General features: G+C 44.0%; 10 protein-coding genes. All 10 read left to right on the forward strand.

Features of this window, described 5'->3' with window-relative positions:
* The first annotated feature begins 17 nt into the window (after positions 1-17).
* The 10 genes from ABR189_RS01700 (at position 18) to ABR189_RS01745 (ending at position 23,466) form a co-directional block, all read left to right on the forward strand.
* Positions 18-3,839 carry an FG-GAP-like repeat-containing protein gene (locus ABR189_RS01700; protein WP_354658706.1) on the forward strand — a complete coding sequence of 1,274 codons (3,822 nt, stop codon included), beginning with the start codon at positions 18-20 and terminating at the stop codon, positions 3,837-3,839.
* 135 nt (positions 3,840-3,974) lie between these two features.
* Positions 3,975-5,090 (forward strand): Gfo/Idh/MocA family protein, encoded by a 1,116-nt coding sequence (locus tag ABR189_RS01705; protein WP_354658707.1) that lies wholly within the window; start codon positions 3,975-3,977, stop codon positions 5,088-5,090.
* A gap of 288 nt (positions 5,091-5,378) precedes the next feature.
* Positions 5,379-7,793 carry a T9SS type A sorting domain-containing protein gene (locus ABR189_RS01710; protein ID WP_354658708.1) on the forward strand — a complete coding sequence of 805 codons (2,415 nt, stop codon included), beginning with the start codon at positions 5,379-5,381 and terminating at the stop codon, positions 7,791-7,793.
* A gap of 52 nt (positions 7,794-7,845) precedes the next feature.
* Positions 7,846-10,161: an alpha-L-rhamnosidase-related protein gene (locus ABR189_RS01715; RefSeq protein WP_354658709.1), complete on the forward strand. Its 2,316-nt coding sequence runs from the start codon at positions 7,846-7,848 to the stop codon at positions 10,159-10,161.
* A 143-nt stretch (positions 10,162-10,304) separates the two neighbouring features.
* Positions 10,305-11,636: a Gfo/Idh/MocA family protein gene (locus tag ABR189_RS01720; RefSeq protein WP_354658710.1), complete on the forward strand. Its 1,332-nt coding sequence runs from the start codon at positions 10,305-10,307 to the stop codon at positions 11,634-11,636.
* A gap of 690 nt (positions 11,637-12,326) precedes the next feature.
* Positions 12,327-15,515, forward strand: a complete 3,189-nt coding sequence (locus tag ABR189_RS01725; RefSeq protein ID WP_354658711.1) for a SusC/RagA family TonB-linked outer membrane protein — start codon at positions 12,327-12,329, stop codon at positions 15,513-15,515.
* 17 nt (positions 15,516-15,532) lie between these two features.
* Entirely contained in the window at positions 15,533-17,428 is a 1,896-nt protein-coding gene (locus tag ABR189_RS01730) for a RagB/SusD family nutrient uptake outer membrane protein (RefSeq protein ID WP_354658712.1), read from the forward strand.
* Positions 17,429-17,466: 38 nt separating this feature from the next.
* On the forward strand, positions 17,467-20,580 hold the full coding sequence (locus ABR189_RS01735; protein WP_354658713.1) for a SusC/RagA family TonB-linked outer membrane protein: 3,114 nt from the start codon (positions 17,467-17,469) through the stop codon (positions 20,578-20,580).
* A 32-nt stretch (positions 20,581-20,612) separates the two neighbouring features.
* Entirely contained in the window at positions 20,613-22,376 is a 1,764-nt protein-coding gene (locus tag ABR189_RS01740) for a RagB/SusD family nutrient uptake outer membrane protein (RefSeq protein ID WP_354658714.1), read from the forward strand.
* Positions 22,377-22,548: 172 nt separating this feature from the next.
* Positions 22,549-23,466 carry a sugar phosphate isomerase/epimerase family protein gene (locus tag ABR189_RS01745; RefSeq protein WP_354658715.1) on the forward strand — a complete coding sequence of 306 codons (918 nt, stop codon included), beginning with the start codon at positions 22,549-22,551 and terminating at the stop codon, positions 23,464-23,466.
* Positions 23,467-23,662 lie beyond the last annotated feature (196 nt).

The following is a 23,662-nucleotide window of genomic DNA, read 5'->3' on the forward strand; positions in this document are numbered from 1 at the left end:
ATTATTAATGAGTGAATATGGGAAAAATAAAGAGTCTGGCCACGGGCATGTATATATGTCTGTTGCTGGTAGCAACACAATACAGTTATGCGCAGGTAAATGCCGGTATTTTTTATACGACCATTTTTGCCAAAACCGCCCCTTATTCAAGAGCGGTAGGGTTAGGTAAAGATGCCAGCGCCTGGTTTTTGAAAGACGTGAATGGAGATGGTAAAGACGACGCAGTAGCTTACTATAACAATGGCCGGTGGCAGATAGCCCTTTCGGATGGCGTACGTTTTGTTAATCCGGAGGACTACCTGGTGTACCAGCCTGCGGACGGCGGCGATGTTAAAAAGTGGCAACCACTAATGGGGGATGTAAACGGAGATGGAAAGCAGGATGCCGTTTTTTTTGATCCCGGAAAGGGCAACTGGTATTGTGCATTATCGGTGGGTACTGCCTTTGCAGCGCCGGTGTTGTGGGCAACCACAGCGGGAGGTGGTACAACGACACCTTTCCTTGCAGATGTGGACGGAGATGGGAAGCAGGACGCCGTTTTTTATGAGCCGGGCAAAGGAGCCTGGTATGTGGGACTGTCTGATGGAACAAAAACATTTAAGGCATTTACTCCCTGGGCAACAGGACTAGGGCAGGACGCCAACCAGCATTTGCTGGCAGATGTAAATGGTGATGGGAAAGCGGATGTTTTGTGTTTTGATAATAAAACAGGTACCTGGAAGGTAGCTTTATCAGGAGGTGAAAAATTTGCAAGCGCATCCGTTTGGAAAACCGGCTTTGGTACCGGAGCAGAGAAAGGGCTGGTGTATGACATTGATAAAAACGGTAAGGCAGATATCCTTTACTATGACAAGGCAGCATGGTGGGTATGTTATAGTACCGGTCAAACATTTGATGAAAAAAGCAAACAACGCTGGATGTCGGGGCACCGGCCTGCCACAATGATTTCCAGAGGGAACCGTCCGGCACCGGAAGCCATTTTAACGGGCAATCTTTCCGGCAGTGCTGCCGGTGCATGTGTGGTGTCCGCAGGGGAGTGGCTGGTGCTGGAAAATACCAGTAAAACAACGACGGTGGATGCCCCGCTGACAGATACCTGGACCGCCTGGGGGAATGAATATATCCCGCAGTTACCAGGGCATATTGGTACCTATGATGCCAGTGATCCGGTTATCAATGACCTGCAGATAAAGATGATGCATGATGCCGGATTTACCTATATCATGCTGGACATTACCAATGGAAGGAATGCCTGGGTAGATGACCGTGCAAAAAGGTTTGTTGAGAGAATAGGTCATTGGAACAGCCAATTGAGCGGTAACCAGCACAAGATGTATTTCTGTATTTCCATGGGTGGCAGCCGGGGCAATAAAGGTCAGGCTGCAGCTGATATCTGTGAAGCAGAATCCAAACGTACCTGGGACGAATTTTACGTGCCTTATAAGGAGCATTACTATAACATGAACGGGAAACCTCTGCTGATCCATTTTGTGGAGCAGCCTGTGCACAGTGAGGATATCAAAACTTTTGAAAGTAAGCTGCCTTACTTCAGCAAGTTCACCGTGCGTTGGATGTACAATGAAATAAAAGACCGGCCGGAGAATGTGAATGCATATGGCTGGCCTATATTGGAGAAGCATGGTAATCCTGCAGGCAACGAAGTGATGAATGTTAGTCCGGGCTTCTGGAATGGATTGGTAGGCGCCAGCCGGGAACAAGGGGAACTATACCGCCATCAATGGTTGCGGGTGTTACAACATAAACCACAAAGCATTTGGCTGAATAGTTTTAATGAAACCTGGGAGCATACCAGTGTGGAGCCTTCGCATGTAGTACCGGCTCCCAATACCACCAACTTTGTAAGTACCTGGACAGACTATTACGGGCATCGTATGGACGATTTTTATTGGATCATGACGAAACAATATAATCGCCTTTATATGTACGGAGAGCTTTTTAAAGACTGTTATTTACAGGAGGATGGCAGCAATGATATTTATGTGGTGAATGACCAATCCATCGATAAATGCGGGCGTAATAAGCCTCATATGGCCCCTGTTTTATTGGTGCCAAAAGGATTTATCGGCAGCTTTAAAGGAAAAGTGATTAACACCGCATTGCAATCAATAGGGCGTGTCAGCAAGGTAAACAACACTGGTAAAACAGGCGAAGAAGAGATAAAGCCTGTACCTTATACAGCAATCCACATGAAAGGGGAGCTGGCTACCCGTGCGCTGAAAAACTATGACAGGCTTGAGTCTGACATCTATACACCAGCAAATGTTTTTCCGGAAAAGCATGCTGGTCCGTCGGCCGGCTGGCCTGGCGATTATGAAGGTCGTATTATATTGGCACTTACTTTACAGGCACAGGCTACCCACCGGGAGCCGCAATACCTGGCTGATCTGATGAAGATGCTGCCCAGGCAGTTAAACAGCAAAGGGTATCTGGGGCCCGTAATGACTGATTCCATTGCTGAGCAGCAACTGTCCGGACATGGCTGGTTTTTACGTGCTTTATGTGAATACTATCAGTGGAAAAAAGATCCGGCGGTAAAGCGGTATATATCGGATATCATCCAAAACCTTGCCTTGCCTACCAAAGGAGCGCATAGTGTATATCCTATTGATCCGGCTGCCAGAATAAAACATGTAGGGGAAGCAGCCGGTACCCAGCAGAATGCGATAGGCAGGTGGCAGTTATCTTCCGATATTGGTTGTGATTTTATTTTCATGGATGGTGTAATACAAGCTTACAGCCTTTTTCCGTCTGCGGAGTTAAAAGCATTGATAGATGAAATGATCGCCAGGTTTTTACAGATGGACCTGGTAGCGATCAATGCACAAACGCATGCCACCTTAACCGGTTTAAGAGGAATGCTGCGTTATTATGAGATCAACAAAGATCCTTATCTGCTTACCGAAGCAGTAAAGCGCTATAAGTTATACCGGGAGGAAGCCACAACAGCGAACTACGAAAACTTTAACTGGTTTGAACGTCCGGATTGGACAGAACCTTGTGCTATTGTTGATGCCTATATGGTGGCCACACAGCTGTGGCAGCTAACCGGAGAATCGCTATTCTTGCAGGATGCCCATGCCATGTATTACAATGCATTAGCGCATACACAGCGGCACAATGGTGGTTTTGGACTCGACAATTGCCCCGGTCCTGTAAGCAATACCTTAAAAGTGTTTGAAGATGAGGCTTACTGGTGCTGTACCATGCGTGGAGGAGAAGGCATGGCGCAGGCTATCCGGTATAATTATTTTACAGGAGATAACCGGTTGGTGATTCCTTTTTTTAACACCAGTGAAGTAACCAGCGCTTTTGGTAAGCAAAAGGTAACCATCCGGCAGGAAAGCAGTTATCCCTTTGCCGGCAAGGTATCTTTTACTGTCGTTGCATCAGATGTAAAAGCCCCTGTGCAGCTGGAATTGTTTGCACCAGACTGGGCTACTAATCTACAGGTAAGCATGAACGGAAAACCAGTATCTTTTAAACAGGAAAATGGTTTTGTAGTGGTAAATGCGAAGTTGGGTAAAGGCACACAGCTGGAATATACCTTTGATATGCAGCCCCGCTTAATGCCGATGGCCAATGTACTGCATGCCCGCCCAGGCTATTATAATGTTACTTACGGTCCTTTATTACTGGGATATTCCGGTACATCAGAAACCACTTTTAAAGGCCAGCCGGAGATAGCACGGATTTCGGAGAAAGTATGGCAGGTAAAAGGGACAGCAGTGCGTTTAACGCCTGTGTTCCATTTGCTGGACCCTGCAGTGAAAAAGGATAGTGTTTACAAGAAACAAATACTTTTTCAGGTGGTAAAGTAATATATGCCTGGTAGGCAGGAGGTGTTTTATACAAAAGCAGAAGATGCCGTATATGTTTTATTGAGGATAATAAAACATATACGGCATCTTCCTTTTAACAATATTAGTTAAATTTAAATAACCAAATTGCCCGTTATGAATTCACGCCGCGATTTTTTACAGCAACTTGCCGCTACCGCAATAGCATTGCCTTTATTGCCACTTGCCGGATGGGCCCATGGCAGCAATAGCCGGGATATGCCTCATGGCCCGGTATTGCGGGTAGCCATTATGGGATTGGGTGGTTACGGCACTATGGTAGCAGAAGCTATGCGGGCCTGCGTGAAGGCTAAATTGACAGGTGTGATCAGTGGCACGCCGGCAAAGATTAAAGACTGGCAATCCAGGTTCTCTATTCCTGAAAAGAATTGTTACAATTATGAAAACTTTGATCAGATAAAAGATAATAAAGACATTGATGTGGTATATATTACCACACCCAATGCATTACATCATGATCAGGTAATACGGGTAGCCGCAGCAGGAAAACATGTTATTTGCGAAAAGCCGATGGCATTGAATGCCAGGGAGGGAATGGAAATGGTAGCCGCCTGTAAGAAAGCGAATGTACAGTTGCTGGTAGGTTATCGTATGCATTTTGAACCTAAAACCCTGGAAATTATCCGGATGAGAAAAAGCGGGGACTTTGGGAAGATCCTGTTTTTTCAGGGACTATGTGGTTTTAGAATAGGAGATCCTAATCAGTGGCGATTGAATAAACAATTAGCTGGTGGAGGTTCCCTGATGGATATAGGCATATATGCTATTAATGGCTCCCGGTATATGGTGGGAGAAGAACCTGTCTGGGTTACTGCACAGGAAACCAAAACAGACCTGGTGAAGTTCAAAGAAGGCGTGGATGAAACAATCCAGTTTCAATTGGGTTTTCCGGGAGGAGCTGTTGCCTCTTGTTTGTCCACTTACAATATGAATAACCTGGACCGTTTTTTCTTAAACGGAGAGAAGGGATTTGCGGAATTGCAACCTTCAACAGGATATGGCCCTATCAAAGGACGCACCAACAAAGGAGAGTTGACCCATCCTCATGTTACGCATCAAACGGTACAGATGGAAGAAATGGCCGGCATTATTTTAGAAGGAAAACAACCGGTGGTACCCGTAAACGGAGAAGAAGGAGTGAAAGATCTGAAGATTATTGATGCTATTTACCAGGCTGTCAAAACCGGAGGTAAGGTAGATTTAAGTCTGTAGAGAAGCCATGATTTATTAGCATATCCCCGTTAGCACTTACTCCAAAAACTTTGCTGTGCTCCCTGCACGGCATAACGTAAATATTGTATTATAAATGGCAAAAGGAATGCTGCCTTTCCTGGCGATTCTACTGTAACTTAGTTGATACAGGTTATAAAGATTATTGATTCCACGTAGCACTTCCAAATACCATATACTATTCAGCTGCCGGAGATGATGATGTTAGTAGTTATGCAGCAATACAACAGACAACTTTCTGATCCAATATGTACTAAACAAATCTTCCATATGAGAACAGTTATACTATTTATCTGCCTGTATGCGGGGATAGGCGCACCGCTTATTGCAACGGCACAAAAAAATGCCGGTATATTTTATTCTACTTTATTTGCAAAGTCAGCTCCTTACAAGCGCTTGTCGGGCTTTGGCACCGGCGCATCGCATTTTTTTATGAAGGATGTAAACGGAGATGGAAAGGATGATGCAGTAGCATACTTCAGCAACGGCGATTGGTATGTAGCAGTATCTGATGGAACAAATTTCGGAACGCCCCGGAAATATCTGGCGTATACAGTGCCTGCCGGAATTATACCGATGATGGGAGATATGAACGGAGATGACAAGCAGGATGCAGTTTATTTTAATCCTTCGGATGGCAGCTGGAAAGTAGCTTTATCCAATGATACCACATTTATATCTCCTGTTCAATGGTCTATAGGTAATGGCGTGGGCTCCGTAGATCAGTTCCTGGCAGATGTAAACGGAGATGGTAAAGATGATGCAGTGATCTATTTCCATACCGGCTTACCCGGATATTGGTATGTAGGGCTTTCCAATGGCGTAAATGGATTTGGAGGCTTTAGCCCCTGGATAACTGGATTTGGCAATGCTTCCTCTAACCAGCGTATGTTGGGAGATGTAAATGGAGATGGAAAGGCGGATGCCATACATTATACGAAATCCACCGGAGCCTGGAATGTAGCGTTATCCAGCGGAACAGGGTTTACCTTGAGTGGTACCTGGCGTACTGGTTTTGGTGCGGGTAAGGAACAGGGATTTGTATATGATGTGGACAGAGATGGTAAATCAGATATTGTTTATTATGATGGCGGTGAATGGTGGACCAATTATTCAACCGGTACCGTTTTCGATACCTATAATCACAGGTGGGTAGTAAACAATCGTGCTGCAAATGCCAAAGGGGCTGTGCCCGGTCCTGCAGCAAAATTGCTGGCTAGTATGTCGGGCAGCATTACAGAAGCAGGTATTGTGTCTAACGGGGAATGGCTTTGCCTGGGAAACAGTAATAAAGGAGCTACGGGAGATGCGGTTTATGCAGATACCTGGACGGTATGGGGGAATGATTATGAACCGCAGCTGCCAGGACATACAGGTACATATGATTCGGGCGACAGCACCATCAATGACATACAGCTGAAAATGATCCACGACGCGGGATTTACTTATATTATGTTTGATCTCACCAATGGCGTGAATGCGTGGGTAGATAACCGGGCCAAACAATTTATACAGCGTATCAAGCGCTGGAATGCCAACCTTGGGCCAGGTAAGCATAAGATGTATTTCTGCGTGTCGATGGGAGGCAGCCGTACAGCACCCAATACAGATGCCGCAATGGCAGTAATAGAATCGGAATCTCAATGGGCATGGAACGATTTTTATCTGCCTAATCAGGACGACTATTATCAGCTGAACGGGAAACCATTGCTGGTTCATTTTGTAGAGTGGACGACCAACAGCAATGCGATTATCAATTATACCGGCAGCACGCCACATCCCAACTACAATAAGTTTACGATCCGCTGGATGTATAATGCTATCTATAATGATACCATTTACAGTAATGCATATGGCTGGCCTATCTATAATAAATTCGGTAACCCTGCAGGCAATGAGGTGATGGACGTGATGCCTGGGTTCTGGAATGGAGGCTCAGGGTCACCACGTGAGCAGGGAGAGTTATACCGTAGCCAATGGCTGAGAGTATTGCAGCATAACCCTGCCAGTGTATGGCTGAACAGCTTTAATGAATCATGGGAACATACTGCAGTAGAACCCTCTTATATCAGGCCCACCAATACATTGGATAATGCAGCCATGGATAGCACCTGGACAGATTATTACGGCGACCGGATGGATGATTTTTATTGGGTGATGACGAAGCAGTATAACAGGTTGTTTATGTATGACCAACTTTTTGATGGGTCTTATTTGCAGGAATATGGGCACGCGGAAGTATATAAAGTAACGGGTTGTTCTTTTGTTTACCAGGGAAGCATGCCACATCAGGCACCTATATTATTGGTGCCGGAAGGATTTATGAGCAATTTTTCAGGAGAAGTGATAGATGCTGATCTGGACCAGGTATGCGCCTTCTCTGCCCGTAAGGCAGCACCTGCAATAGTACAAAAGGAAACGCCTGGCCAGAAGCAGGAAGGATTATTTACCTTAAGCACATTCCCTAATCCATCTGGTACTTTTTTTACAATAAAAGTAAGCAGCAGTGGTAATGAGCCGGTAAATATAAAGATCATGAATGCAGCGGGCCAATTAGTAGAGCAGCTAAATAAAAGAAATGCGAACGGTACCTATCAGATAGGAGAACATTACGTGCCAGGGAATTATCTGCTGGAGGTAAGTAATAGAAAAACTAAACAAACCTGCTGGCTGATCAAGCAGTGAGGCAATTAGTAAAGTGAAAGTGTTCATCAAAAAGTAAATAAAAGGAGTATTAATGAGTAGAATAGTAATGCTGGTATTAGCCATTGTGTTAGGTACCAGTGAAGTCCATGCACAGGAATGGAAAGGAAAATGGATTGCCACAATGGAAAATCAAAGTGCCACCAATACCTGGCTGGCATATCGTAAACAGGTAAATGTGGGGCAGGTACCAGCTCATGCCATGGCCAGGATAGCTGCCGACAGTAAATACTGGCTATGGATAAACGGTAAGCTGGTGGTTTTTGAAGGGGGATTGAAGCGGGGGCCTAATCCCATGGATACCTACTATGATGAAGTAGATATTGCAGCCTATCTGAAAACAGGTAATAACACCATCGCTGTATTGGTATGGTATTTTGGTAAAGATGGTTTTTCGCATAAGAGCAGTGGCCGTGCAGGGCTGTTGTTTGATTGTGATGTGAACGGTACAGAGATTGTCAGTGACAAGACATGGAAATGTGCTATACAGCCGGCTTATCAAACAGCAGGTGCCCCCCTGCCTAATTTCAGGTTGTCGGAATCAAGTATCCTGTATGATGCCCGTAAAGCGTTATTACAATGGCAGGAGAACAACTATGATGATAAGTGGATGCTTGAAGCTATGGAGTTAGGAAAAGCAGGTGCATACCCCTGGAATAAACTGCATTTGCGGCCTATTCCCATGTGGAAAGATCACGGGCTTACCTCCTATGTAAATCCCCGGCAGTTTCCGGTAGTCAGCACCGGAGATACCATTGTATGTGAACTTCCCTATAATGCACAGGTGACTCCTTATCTGGAGGTAGAAGCAACTGCAGGGCAACGTATCATGATGGCAACAGATAATTACCTGTTCTATTGCCCCGAGATCAGTGTCAGAGCAGAGTATATTACCAGAGATGGTTTGCAGCAGTTTGAATGTCCGGGCTGGATGAACGGGCACAAAGTATATTACTTTATACCCAAGGGAATTAAGGTAGTTGGGCTGAAGTACCGGGAAACAGGATATGACGCTGCATTTGAAGGTAGTTTTACCAGCTCTGAACCATTTCTTAATAAGTTATGGGAAAAAGCCAGGAGAACCTTGTATATCAATATGCGGGATACTTATATGGATTGCCCGGAACGGGAACGTGCACAGTGGACCGGTGATGCAGTAAATGAATCGGGACAGGCTTTTTATGCACTTTCTCCTTCCAGTCATGCACTGAGTAAGAAATGGTTATTTGAGCTGGTCAGCTGGCAGCGGGAGGACAGCAGTTTGTATGCCCCTGTACCTGCAGGAAACTGGAATGGAGAATTACCAGGGCAGGTAGCAGCCAGTGTGGGCTATTATGGCTTATGGAACTATTATTTACATACAGGAGATAAGGCTACTGTAGCTGCATTGTATAGTGGGGTTAAGCGGTATCTGGACAGCTGGGTACCGGATGGGAGAGGAACGATGAAATTCCGTACCGGTGATTGGACATGGGGGGACTGGGGAGAGGAACGCGACATGCTGCTGTTATTTAACCTGTGGTATTACCTCGCAGTAAAAGGAATGCATCATATGGCATTGACGTTGGGCAACACTGCCGACGCAGCAAAATATGCCACCTGGATGGAGGAGTTTACGACTTCCTTTAATCAGCAGTTCTGGACAGGCAGCGCTTACAGGGATCCTGCGTATAAAGGACAAACGGATGACCGGGCGCAAGCGTTGGCGGTCGTAGCTGGTGTAGCAGGAAAGGAGAAATATCCTTCGTTGCTGAAAGTATTTCAGACAGCCGAACATGCCAGTCCATACATGGAAAAGTATGTATTTGAAGCAATGTTCCGGATGGGATATGTGAAAGAAGCTTTAGCGCGTCATGAAAAGCGATTTACCGGAATGGTTAATTATCCGGGTTTTACTACACTTTTTGAAGGATGGGGAATAGGAAAGGAAGGTTTTGGCGGAGGTACCGTAAATCATGCCTGGAGTGGGGGTGGACTGACCATTTTATCTCAATATTTATGTGGTATTGCCCCATTGATACCAGCTTATAAAGAATTTCAGGTGATGCCGCAGCCTGGCCCGGTTAAAAGTGCTGCTGCCACAATTGCTTCTGTAGCCGGAAAGATCAGCAGTGCTTTTGTCAACCTGCCGGATAAATTTACCCTAACAATAGCTGCCCCCGATAATACAACTGCTGTGGTGGGTATCCCGGATAGGGGATGGCGTAAGATATTATTGGGCAATAAGGTGGTATGGGAAAAAGGTAGTTTTAAAAAGCAGGCTACCGTTGCAGGTGTCAATAATGACAATAAAGATCATATCTGCTTTAAGGTACCTGCCGGGGAGTGGTCTTTTACCGCGCTAAAATGATGAGGAAGTATACCTGCACTTTTTGAGGAGTACTGAAAAGTGCAGGTATTTACTTTTTTCGGCGGAAGATAATTTGCAGGGAGGGGTAGCTATTGGTATTATTTTTTAATATCTTACTGTTAATCACCCAAAATTTAAATCTTATGTCAACCTCCCGCCGCAAGTTTTTAAATAGTACTGTAAAGCTGATTGCAGGAACTGCCATTGTTAATAGCATTACATCACCTTTAATTGTATGGGGCAAAAGCAATGCGCCGAATGAAAAAATACGTGTTGGTTTAATTGGCTGTAAAAATATGGGTTTTGGCGACCTGCAAAATGCATTGAAGCTCCCTGGTGTTGAATGTGCGGCACTCTGCGATATTGACGAGCATATTTTGAACAGCAGGAGTAAAGAAGTAGAAAAGCTACAGGGAAAAGCTCCGGTGCAGTATAAAGATTTTAGAAAACTGATTGAGAACAAAGACATTGATGCTGTTATCATTGGTACACCGGATCACTGGCATTGTTTGCCCTTTGTATATGCCTGTGAAGCGGGGAAAGATATTTATGTGGAAAAGCCACTGGCGAATAGCATAGCGGAATGTGATATTATGGTGAAAGCCGCCAGGAGATATAAACGTATTGTGCAGGTGGGACAACAGCAACGTAGTGGCCAGCACTGGATAGCAGCAATGGATTTCATCAAATCCGGAAAAATAGGACAGTTGCGTAAAGTTAATATATGGGGCAACTTTAACTATGGTATTGGACAACGGGTGGTGCCGGATACCGCAGTGCCAGCAGGTATTGATTTTGATATGTGGCTGGGGCCTGCCCCTGCACGTAGTTTCAATAGTGCAAGATTTCATGGGTCCTGGCGCATGTTCTGGGATTACGGAGGAGGTTTGATGACCGATTGGGGAGTGCATTTAATTGATATGGCATTATGGGCAAAGGATATTGAAACGTTGCCCCTTGCCGTTACTGCTGCCGGTGGAAATTTCTCCTATCCGGATCATGCACATGAAACCTTTGATACCATGAATGTAAGTTATCAGTTAAAAGATTATATTATTAACTGGGAACATACAGCTGGCACGGAAAAGGGCCCTTATGGCCGTTCCTATGGGCTTGCATTTATTGGAAATGATGCGACACTGGTAATTGACCGGGAAGGATGGGAGCTTTTCCCGGAATGGGATCATCAGCAAAACAAACATAAGGTGCCTTTGATCGAAAAGCAGTCTGGAACTGATTCTCATGACTTACATATGAAGAACTTTATTGAATGCATTAAAACAGGAAAAGACCCTGCCTGTACTATTGAGAATGGTAGTCTGGTGGCAAAATATGCACACGCCGGTAACATTGCCCTCCGGACAAATTCACGCCTTGTATGGAACTCATCCAGTAAAAATTTCGGAAACGTACCTGCAGCAAATGCACTGATTACACCTAGCTACAGGAAGCCCTGGGTGTTGCCCAAAGTTTAGATACAAGTGGTCGGATAGGATACCGTAGGATGCCTGGTTAAAGATACCTTGTTAAATTGTATTACGAAACGACAATTATTGGTGCGGGCAATCTGTTAAACCAATATTCCACGGTATGAGTAAATGACAATAATTGTCCGGATACGGGCTCATTTTTTGAAAATGAGTTGAGGAGTCTGTAATGTGTATGATCGTTTATCAACCAGCTTTTAGCCTGAGGTTAATTGTTAGGCACGGGCACAGGCATATGCCAGAGAAAAACCAATATATGAAGCGTGCTGCTCACGGTAATATTGAAGATCATTACAGATTCAAGAGGTTCGTAATAGTTCCATGTTAATTACAACTTAGTATGCTTCCAATCTGAAAAATTAATCCTTAAGAGGACAAATGTTCTGTTGTATTACGTAGACTGGATGTCATACGCAGAAAAACCGTTCGTTAGATTATTGATATACTCCCGTTGTGGGTTATAGCGATAACGCTTTACGTATCAGATATCTATTGCTATTTATTATTTGAGCGTCAGTAGGCACTACTGAGAGCACCGGGTATGCTATGCCTGTAAGTGAAGGATGAAAAGGATGTAGCGTTCATCTTATTCTGTTCGGATCCATAGATTAATAATATGATGCAAATTTTACTAAACCAAAATCAGGTTATCGTTAAAAGCCTTAAAACGACCACACTATGAAAAGAAACTGTAAACGTCACTGGACAGCCTTTACTATGCTCCTGGTAGCCATGTGCTGTTCATTAAATTCCTTCTCGCAGGAAAAGATAAAAATAACGGGAACGGTTATTGATTCAACAAGCGGGAGCCCGTTGCCAGGGGTCACCGTTATGGTACAGGGCACCAATACCGGTGCCCAGACGGATGTAATCGGGAAGTATACGCTTAATGCTGCACCTGATGCCGTATTGGTTTTTGCCTATATCGGATTTACGAAGAAAACAGTACCGGTCAATGGGCGTGCCAGCATTAACATCGGGCTTTCCGCAACTGATGAGAAATTATCAGAGGTAGTGGTGGTAGGATATGGAAAGCAGAAGAAAATATCTGTTACCGGGGCCGTTTCTACAATCGATACCAAAGAAATAAAGCAAAGCTCAGCCGCCAGTATGACTGCGACTTTGGCGGGCCGTTTACCGGGATTGACTGCAATACAGTCCGGTGGAGGGCAACCCGGACGTGATGATGCCAGAATGTACCTGCGGGGTGCAGCCACAGTTAATAATACCGACCCACTGGTATTGATTGATGGTGTACCGCGTGATAACATCCGGACGATTGATCCAAATGAAGTAGCCACCATTACCATTCTGAAAGATGCTTCTGCTACCGCTGTATTTGGAGTAAGGGGGGCAAATGGAGTCATCCTGATTACCACAAAGAGAGGACAACCTGGTAAAGCGGAGCTGAACCTAAGCGTGGACCAGAGTTATTCGTCATTTACGAGGGAGCCTGAACGGCTGCATTCATTGGAGTATATGGCACTAAGAAATGAAGCTGCTAAAAATGATGGGATGACTACCCCACCTTTTAGCCAGGCTGTAATGGATAAGTATGCCAATCCACTGTTGGGGCTTGATCCCAATGATCCGGACTATGAAAAGAAAGCAAACCTCAGGAGATATATGTATCCTGATCATGATTATTACCGCGAATTTATATCCCGTTATTCTCCTCAAACAAGGGTGAATATGAATATTAACGGCGGCACTGATAAAGTTTCTTACTTTGCCAATGCCTCCTATCTCCATCAGGGAGGAAACCTTAAAACAGAGCCGGAATCTGTTCTGGGATATGATCCCTTTGTGAAAATGGATCGTTACAATTTCCGGACTAATCTTGATTACAAAATCACTCCTTCTTTAAAGGCGATTCTGAATATCGGCAGCTATATTGAAAAGTTGAATATGCCGGCTGTTGGGGGCATGTATGGCGGTTCTACGGATTGGATGATCTCAGATCTGATCTATCAGGCGCAGACTGTATTGCCTATTACGCCTGGTCCTACTACCATCGATGGATTTGGCGTGCCGGCCGGACAGATTGTAGATCCCGGATATCTGGACCGCTCCGCCTTTGAAATCATGAACCGGCGGGGATTCCGCAATGAAGTGAGGTCCAGCCTGAATACTACATTAGGCCTGGAATGGGATTTAGGTAAGCTGGTTACGCAAGGACTTAGTATTAAAGGAATGATTTCCTATGATACAAGAGCAAATACTACTATGGAAGGTAATAAGACAGAACGCTTGTATCTGGCACAGATAAATTATGATACAGATGAAATGACCTATGCATTGAAGCGTTCCGGGGAAGAGCCGCTGTCTATTGGAAAAACAGCGGAATCCCGTTATAATGTCAATATGCAGGGAAGCCTGAACTATGCCAGGACATTTGGTGGGAAGCATGATGTAGGCGGAATGATATTGGCACAGCGTGATTACTGGGAAACGACTTTGGGAGAAATTCCCTTTAATGTGGTAGGTGCCTCTGCAAGGGTGACTTATGGATACGACAACCGTTATCTGGCAGAAATTAATGCAGGTTACAATGGTTCTGAGCAATTTGCACCTGGCAAGCGGTATGGTTTCTTTCCAGCCGCTTCCATAGGGTGGGTAGTGAGTAATGAGCGGTTTTTAAAGGATCATTCCTTTATTACCAACCTGAAGTTAAGAGCCTCCTATGGTAAAGTGGGTAATGATAAAATCGCCAGTGCGCGCTTCCTGTACTTAAGTAATATTAGCATGGGCGGTGGAGTATTGCCCAGTCTAGGTGCACCTTCTCCGGGAGCCGGAGGACAAAGTGTAAAGCAGGGACTGCTGGGCAACCCGGACGTAACATGGGAAGAAGCAAAGAAACAAAACTATGGTATTGACATCGGACTTTTCAAGGATTTGTCACTTACTTTTGACTACTTCATCGAAAACAGGAGTTCTATCCTGATTGAACGGGGTACTATTCCTGCACTGCAGGGAACACCATTAAGCAATATTCCTAAGGTGAATATGGGTGTGGTGGATAACAAAGGTTTTGAGATAGAGCTGACTTACAGAAAACAACTGAATAAAGATCTGTATCTCTTATTCAGAGGAAATTATGGATATAACCATAATATTGTCAAGTTCATGGATGAAGCCATCAACGATGAGTCATATGCCTACCGTTATTCTGCTACAGGATTCCCGCTCGGGCAAGCCAGAGGATATAAAATTGATTACAGCAACGGAAACGGTTTTTTTAATTCCCAGGAAGAGCTGGACAAGTACCTGCAACATACCACCTACGGTTTTGGAAGCCCCAGAGTGGGAGACTTTATTTACCAGGATCTAACAGGAGATGGTGTAGTGGATGCCAAAGATATAGCACCTATCAAAAATTCCAGCATACCCGGTATCGTTTATGGAGCCACTGCCTCCGTAGGATTCAAAGGATTTGATCTTACCGTGTTTTTTCAGGGGGTAGGTAAATACTCTTCCTATTATGCCAACCAGGGTGTTAATGAATATACTATCCTGGGAACTTATTTTGGTTATCATAAAACAGCCTGGACCCCGGAAAGATATGCCAACGGAGAGAAAATTACTTATCCGGCGTTAAGTACACATAGTAATACCAACCATGTTCCTAATGACTTTTTTATTATGGACAGATCATTTGTACGTCTTAAGAACATAGAATTAGCGTATACCCTGCCTCCAAAAACCCTGGATAAAATTGGTGTTAAGTCAACAAGAGTTTATATCAGTGGTCAGAATATGTTTACCTGGGATAAGCTGAGGATGGATCACCTGGATCCGGAAAACAATAGTTCTCTTGGGTATCCCGTAACACGGATGATGAACTTTGGATGCAATGTTACCTTCTAATCTTATAACAAAAAATTATGAAAACAATATACGTGTATTTGTTTGTGCTGTCGGTACTAGCCATGGGAGCTTGTAAGAAGGCGTTGGACATGGCACCGGACGGGAAAATTTCACTAAATGATGTTTTTTCAGATAATACGAAAGTTGCCGCATTTTTAAATTCCTGCTATGATAATATGCCTATAAAGGGAACCAAGTATTTTTTCTGGAGCCGTGGGCCGGTGGAATGGAGTGATGAAGCCTGGGATACTGATGCGGAAGCGGAACCCTGGATTATGTCTGGCCGCATGTATAATGGAGATGCTTCTGCTGGCAATCATCCTGTAACCAACCGTGATTTTGAGGATGGTAAGTATGATTATTGGGGCAGGTACTGGAATGCCATCAGTAATTGCTCTGTTTTTCTGAGCAGAATTGATAGTGCCACTGTGTCTAATCCGGATGACAGAAAGCGCTGGAAAGCGGAAGCACATTTACTCAGAGCTTATTACTATTCAGAGTTATTAAAATGGTTTGGGCCAGTTTTACCTATCGCTAAAACACCTTATGCATTTACAGACGATTTCTCTAAAATAAAGAAGGAGAGCTATTATGATGTTGTGAAATTTATTATGGAGGATTGTGATGCCGCACTAGCTATCAATGAATTGCCCTGGAGAATCGTTTCAAGCGGAGAGTTTGGCCGTGTGAACAGAGCAATGGCAGAAGCTATTAAATCGAAAATGATTCTTTTTGCAGCCAGTCCCTTGTATAGTAGTGGGCAAAACCACTGGCAGGAAGCGTATGAAGTAAATAAGACCTCACTTGCCCACCTCAGAGCCAATGGTTTTGAGTTGTATAATAAAGTGAATCTGCCTCATATTTATCTTTCAGATGATGCTTACCTCGGACCTGATAAGAATGTACATACCGCTTTATACAATGAATATTTTACCCAAACTGCCCAGTATGCAGCGAATCCGATTGACAAGGAAACGATCTATCAATGCAGGGAAAACCAGGGAAATATTTGGGACATTGATGGGATAGGCGCACAGGATGGCTATAAATCAGGTACCTGCCCTTCACAGGAATTGGTAGATGCTTATGAAACAATCAATGGGGAACCGGTACTTAACCTGGCTAATCCCTATGCAGATGATAAGCATTTACAACCTAACTATAATACTGCCAATAAAATGTATGACCCGAATGATCCTTATAAGAACCGGGATCCCCGTTTCTATGCCTCTATTTATTATAATGGATCAAAACGGAAATGCTGGTGGACATTTGCGGAAACACCACAATCTTATGAGAACTATCCCGGAGGCATTGGTAACAGGGCAAGAGTTATCAGCACCTATGTAGGAGAGCCACAAACGGGTATTCATCCCACAACAAGAAAGGCTACCCGTACCGGTTATTTTGAGCGCAAATTCCTTCATCCCAATTGTGGCAATGACAATCCCGTGGCAGGTGCCAATTGGAAATTATTCCGGCTGGGAGAAGTGATTCTCAATTTTGCAGAAGCTGCTGCAGAAGCAGGTCAGCTGGGTGAGGCTATTACAGCTGTAAATGAAATCAGAGCCAGGGCTGGAATGCCGGACCTGCCCACATCTTTACCAAAAGATGAACTGATCCGGCGCATCCGTAACGAACGCAGGGTAGAACTGGCAATGGAAGAAAACAGGTATTTCGATATACGCCGTTGGACGGCGCCCAGTGGAGATCTTTCGAAAACAGACAGATGGATTACTGCCATGGAAATTACCAGAAAACCGGATGGCACATTTACATATCAGCGACGCACCGTAAGGGACACGGAACGTAAGAATTATACGAATAAGTTTCTTTTTGTTCCCATCCCGCTAGCGGAAGCTAATCGCCTGATGGCAATTACAGGTACCAGTTGGCAAAATGCAGGTTGGTAATATTGAAATTTTGTAAATGCTTGTAAATACAAATCCAAATGAACTATAAAGCCACTATAATATCTACGCTCACATTTGCAATTGTACTGATGAGTACACTTGCCGGCACGCTCTATGCGCAGGTGAGCCCTACTATTGTTAAAGGGAAGGTAGTAGATCAATATGAACGACCGCTGAACGGCGTTACTGTTAATACGCAAAACAAGAAAAACGGGACTTCCACAAATGTGGATGGTGAGTATACTTTATCTGTAGATGATGATAGCGAATACCTGATATTCTATACCGCCGGATATGCCGTACGGAAGCTCGCCAGGAACAGCAGTGAACTTACTACTGTAACATTGCAGCCGGATGCGCATCACCTGGACGAGGTAATACAGTTAGGATATAGTTCCCAAACAAGAAGGGAAATTTCCGGTGCAGTAGCTACCGTAACAGGTGAAACACTGGAAAGAGCACCGGTGGCCAATCTGACCCAGACACTGGCCGGCCGTTTGCCAGGGCTTACTACGATGGAAACATTTTCTGAATTGTCCAGGGCTAATACCAACTTATTTGTAAGAGGTTTGTCGGCGGCACGTCAGAACGGTCCACTGGTGATTATTGATGGCATTATCTGCGCTTACAATAGCAACCAGACGCTGGAGTATATCACGGCCAACGAAATTGAATCCATTACCTTATTGAAAGATGCTTCTACCCAGGCATTGTATGGTATACAGGGTGCCAATGGATTGCTGGTAATTACTACTAAGCGGGGTAAGAAAGGAGCATTGCGGGTAAATGTGCGCATGGACCAATCCTTTCAACAGGTAACTACCAAACCAACATTCTATAATTCCGCAGAATATGCTACCATGAGAAACCAGGCGGCATTAAATGATGGGAAGGATAAAATATTTACGGATGAACAGATGGCAGGTTATCGTTCCGGACAGGATAGAGCATTATATCCTAATAATAACTGGTATGATGAGTATATGAAGGATTTGGCTGCTATGCAGCGTGTAGGTGTAAACCTGACTGGTGGGAATGATAGGGTACAGTTCTTTTCCAATATCAATGTTATGCATCAGGGTGGGCAGTTTAAAACAGATCAAACGAGGTATAACCCCAATGCCAACAACGTATGGGTAAACTACCGTTCTAATCTGGATATGAACCTGAATAAGTACCTGAAAGGATTTGTGCGGTTAAGCGGAAATATCAAAAGAGAGCGCACGCCAGGATCAGGTAATGCTACTATTTATGGAAGTTTGTTTCAAATGCCGCCCACTACTTATGGGCCGGTTACACCCGCTGTTATAGACCCGGCTACTAATAAGGTGATAGATCCCGGTGGACAAGTTATTACCACAGAAAGAGTAGGAGCACCTACCTATGGGATGTTGAACCGCTCTGGTTATTACAGACATACCGTAACGAATATTACTTCGCAGGTTGGGCTGGAACTCGATATGGGTTTTCTCACCAAAGGATTAAGCTTAACCGGTACGTTTGCTTACCAGACCAATTCAGTAGGCAGTCTGGGAACCACGCAGAATTATGAACGTTATCTGAGGACAGATGATGCCACGGAGCTTAAATTCTCAAAGAAAGGAACAGACATCAATACCCCGCTGGGTTACTCAAAAACGCATTCTTATTATTATCATCTTACCTATAATGGGGTGCTGAACTATAAGAGGGAGTTCAATAAACATAGTGTAAGCGGATTAGCCTATATGTTTTTCCAGAATTTAACCAAAGCGGATTTGGGGGCACCATGGTCTTTACCCTATAATAGAGTGAGTTCAGGGGCTGAGGCCGCATATGGGTATGATAACCGTTATTTTGTAAAGTTGGATGTGGGTTATTCCGGGTCTGAGCAATATGCAAGAAGCAGCCGTTATATAGCAACACCGGCAATATCGGTAGCATGGGCCTTGTCGAACGAGAGTTTTATGAAAGAGGCAACCTGGTTAAGCCAGCTTAAGCTACGTGCATCATGGGGTAAAACAGCTAACGATCAGAGTGGATTGAATCGTTTTGCTTACCTGGATAATGTAACAGTAAGTGGCGGTGGACCGTTGGGATACCTGCAATACATTATTACAGAAAACCAGGTGGGGAATCCGGATATACAGGCCGAAATCTCTACGAAACAAAACTTTGGGTTAGACCTTGGTTTGTTTAATGCACTCTCTGTTTCAGTGGATGTATTCAAAGAACGCATGGAGAATATGGTAGTGGGCGCACTCTCAAAAATACCTTTGTATCAGGGGGTGCCTTTAAATAATTACCCTAAGAAAAATGCCGGCATTTTTGAAAATAAAGGCTATGAGGTGGTGATCAATTATTCTAAAAGCATTAATCGCGACCTGGATATCTCCATTGGCGGAATGTACAGCTATGCGAAGAATACCATTATCAATTGGAATGAAGCGCTTAGGGCAGAAGATTATGCATACCGGAAAAGAGAAGAAGGATATTCCTTTGGGCAGGAGTTTGGTTATCTGGTGGATTATAGCAACGGGAATGGTTTTTTTAATTCCCAGGCTGAAATCACCAGCAGCCAGCTAACTTATGGCATTGGTACTCCCAGAGTGGGAGATCTTAAGTACCAGGATTTGAACGGAGATAAAATTATAGACGACAGAGATAAAGCTCCTATTGGTAATGGGATCATTCCGCGCCAGACATATGCTATAAATGGTGGGGTCCGCTATAAGGCTTTTGATCTCAACTTTATATTCCAGGGAGTGGGTGAGTATTCTTCCATCTATGGAGGGCAAGGTATCTGGGAAACCGATTATGATGGTGTATTTGGTGCATTGCACGCTAATGCCTGGACACCGGAAAGGTATGCACAGGGAGCGCCCATATCCTATCCGGCACTTTCATTAAGCAAAACAGTGAATCATGAAGCCAATGACTTTTTCAGTTACAACCGGTCATATATCCGGCTTAAAAATCTGGAAATAGCTTATACACTTCCACTGTCTGTTGCTAAAAAGATTTCTGCTGATAAAATCAGGGTGTTGCTGAGTGGGCAGAATTTAATTACCTGGGACAAGATGAAATCCAAAGACTTTGGCCCGGAAGGAGGTGGATACAATGCATTCCCGGTGTACAGGGTGTATAATATAGGTGTAAGTGTAGGTTTTTAGTCTTTGATTATTTACAAAAGAACATTACTGGTATGAAAAAATATATTATCATATTACTAATCGGTGCCGGAGTTGCTGTATCCTGCCAGAAACAACTGGATTTGCCCAGTGACGGCCGGATTTCCCTGAACGAGGTATTTAACAACTATGACCGGACCAGGGGATATCTGAACTCCTGTTATGGCTATTGTCCTGCTCCTTATATGGACCGTTCTTCATTTACGGATGAGGCCCAGGATGCAGATGATATTAGCCCTGCATCACCATACAGTTTTTGGTATACCGGAGGCATTACTTCTCAGAGTTACTCCCAGTATTCAGCGGATGGTAGTCCATGGGGTAACTTATATACCGGTATCCGCAAGTGTAATGTGTTTCTGGAGAATATAGGTGCTTCAAAAACAATTGCGACTGAAGAAGAGAAAGCATCATGGAAAGCACAGGCCCATACACTTCGTGCACTCTATTATCTGCAATTGATTAAGCGGTATGGAGGAGTACCTGTTTTTGATAAGTCACTACCGGTAAACCACGATTTCTCAAAAGATGTGAAAGCAACATTTAATGAGGTGGTTACTTTTATATTGAATGATTGTGACTCGGCATTGAAGGTGCCAGCAAGCAGGCCCGGATTCCCATGGCAGATTTATGATAATCAGTATGGGATTATGTCCCGTGCTGTAGCTTATGCTATAAAATCAGAGGCTGTTCTTTATGCAGCCAGCCCGTTATGGACTGATGGTACCTATACCTGGGATAAAGCCAAGGAAATAACCAGTGAGGCATTATCTCAATGTTTGGCCAATGACTACAAGTTGTTTGATGAACAACCAGATGCCGGCACGGCTCAGAATGCTTATGCACTGTATCATTTTACATCATCGAATGATCAACGCACCAGGGACAAGGAAACGATCCTTAACATCGGAGCGCAGATGCAGGTATGGCGATATGCAGGTTTGCCCACTAATCAGGGGATGGAGAAGGCCGGGCCTAATCCTACGCAGGATCTGGTAGACCGGTATGAAATGGCAAATGGAGAAGCACCGATTTTAGGATATTCAGATGCAAGCCGGCTGGTGCCGATATTAAATCCTGCTTCAGGCTATGATCCACAAAAGCCCTATGAAGGAAGAGACCCCCGCTTTTATGCTTCTATTTATTATAATGGGGCAGTCAGAAATCTGGATCAGCCTAATGGAAAAAAGGTGGAGAGTTTTGTGAATGGGGAAGATGGCATATCTGCGAGTAATCGCAAATTTACCAGAACAGGATACTATCTGCGGAAATATAATAATTACAAGTCCGGGCCGAATGGAAATGCAGACGGTAGTATCAGATTATTCCGATTGGCAGAATTGTACCTGAATTTTGCGGAAGCAGCTTACCAAGCTGTAGGACCTGATGCTGCGATCAATGCTGGTAATATGTCCCTGAGTGCCAGGGAAGCGGTAAGTGCGGTACGTGCAAGAGCTGGTATGCCAGCATTTCCTACCGGCATGTCCAAAGTGGATTTTGAGAAAAAGTACCGAAATGAGCGCTGTATTGAGCTGGCCTTTGAAGAACACCGTTTCTTTGACGTGCGTCGCTGGAAGATCCTGTCTCAAACCGATAAGTTTGTTACCGGGATGAGGATCACCAAGAATGGTGCAATTTTGACTTATACCCGTTTTAAATTTGCCGACAGAGCATCTTCTTCTGATAAGTTCTTAATGTATCCGATAGATCAGAGTGAAGTAAATAAAATGATAGATCTTTCAGGTAAAGACTGGCAAAACCCAGGATGGATAGATTAGCGGTAGCGTTCAAATTATAAATTATAGAGGCGTAGCAGTATCCCACTGCGACGCCTCTTTTATATATTGTAACCCTAAGAAAGCGCATATAACTATACCCCTAAAACCAATTTATTTTAGTACTTTAGGTAGGAATTGTACGTTTCTGCCACTTTATTAAATAATTACTACCATGAATATTTCCCGAAGGAGTTTTCTGATGAAAGGTACCCTGGCATTGGCCGGTACAACCCTGTTTTCAAGACAACTTTCCGCAATAGCTAAAAAGAAAGAAGTTTTAGGTATCCAATTATATTCTATCAGGGATGATATGAAAACGGACCCGCTGGGCACCTTAAGGCAGCTGGCAGATATGGGATATAAAAATGTGGAGCATGCTGGTTATGGTAACAGAAAGTTCTACGGATATGCAGCGAAGGATTTTAAACGGGTACTTGGTGATCTTGGACTGTCTATGCCGAGTGGGCATACGGTGATGGGCAAACAACATTGGGATGCGGGAAAGAAAGATTTTACGGATGAATGGAAATATACCGTAGAAGATGCTGCTGTGATGGGGCAGCGGTTTGTTATCAGTCCATGGTTGGATGAAAGCATGCGTACCAACTACGACGATTTTAAAAATTACATGGATGTATTTAATAAAAGTGGTGAACTATGCAAAAAATCCGGGATGAAGTTTGGTTACCATAATCATGATTTCGAGTTTAGCCAGGAGCTTAATGGGAAAAAGATATTTGACCTTATCCTGGAGAGCACAGATCCGGCACTGGTAGCCCAACAGCTGGATATAGGCAATATGTATCATGCTGGAGGTATTGCACTTGATATCATTAAAAAATATCCTGGCCGGTTTGAGCTGATGCATGTAAAGGATGAAATTAAAGCAGCCGACAAAGGAGAGATGGGAGGAGGTTATGAAAGTACCGTGCTGGGGAAGGGAATCATTCCTGTAAAGGAAGTAATAGATCTCGGGAAAAAATCTGGAGGAACCAGGCATTTTATAATAGAACAGGAATCCTACCAGGGGTTATCACCGCTGGAAAGCGTAAAACAAGACCTGGATGTGATGAAAAAATGGGGATACTGATTTTACTGCCCTGGGATTAATATAAACAGCTATTGAAGTTTGAGAGATAAAACTAAAAGCATCGATTCTTGTCGATGCTTTTTTGATTCGATAGTAACTTTACCATATCAGGTTGGAGAAAGTTTTTAAACAGGGGAGCGTTTTTGGTGAAAGTTAATGTTGAATTTGAAAGTAAAGGAGATGTACGTAAATACGG

It is taken from the genome of Chitinophaga sp. H8 (genome assembly GCF_040567655.1).
GTDB lineage: Bacteria > Bacteroidota > Bacteroidia > Chitinophagales > Chitinophagaceae > Chitinophaga > Chitinophaga defluvii.

Bases quoted from the DNA above. Each gene is read 5' to 3' on its own strand.
- ABR189_RS01740 (WP_354658714.1), top strand. From the start codon at position 20,613: ATGAAAAAATATATTATCATATTACTAATCGGTGCCGGAGTTGCTGTA.
- ABR189_RS01700 (WP_354658706.1), top strand. From the start codon at position 18: ATGGGAAAAATAAAGAGTCTGGCCACGGGCATGTATATATGTCTGTTG.
- ABR189_RS01720 (WP_354658710.1), top strand. From the start codon at position 10,305: ATGTCAACCTCCCGCCGCAAGTTTTTAAATAGTACTGTAAAGCTGATT.
- ABR189_RS01710 (WP_354658708.1), top strand. From the start codon at position 5,379: ATGAGAACAGTTATACTATTTATCTGCCTGTATGCGGGGATAGGCGCA.
- ABR189_RS01705 (WP_354658707.1), top strand. From the start codon at position 3,975: ATGAATTCACGCCGCGATTTTTTACAGCAACTTGCCGCTACCGCAATA.
- ABR189_RS01735 (WP_354658713.1), top strand. From the start codon at position 17,467: ATGAACTATAAAGCCACTATAATATCTACGCTCACATTTGCAATTGTA.
- ABR189_RS01730 (WP_354658712.1), top strand. From the start codon at position 15,533: ATGAAAACAATATACGTGTATTTGTTTGTGCTGTCGGTACTAGCCATG.
- ABR189_RS01725 (WP_354658711.1), top strand. From the start codon at position 12,327: ATGAAAAGAAACTGTAAACGTCACTGGACAGCCTTTACTATGCTCCTG.
- ABR189_RS01745 (WP_354658715.1), top strand. From the start codon at position 22,549: ATGAATATTTCCCGAAGGAGTTTTCTGATGAAAGGTACCCTGGCATTG.
- ABR189_RS01715 (WP_354658709.1), top strand. From the start codon at position 7,846: ATGAGTAGAATAGTAATGCTGGTATTAGCCATTGTGTTAGGTACCAGT.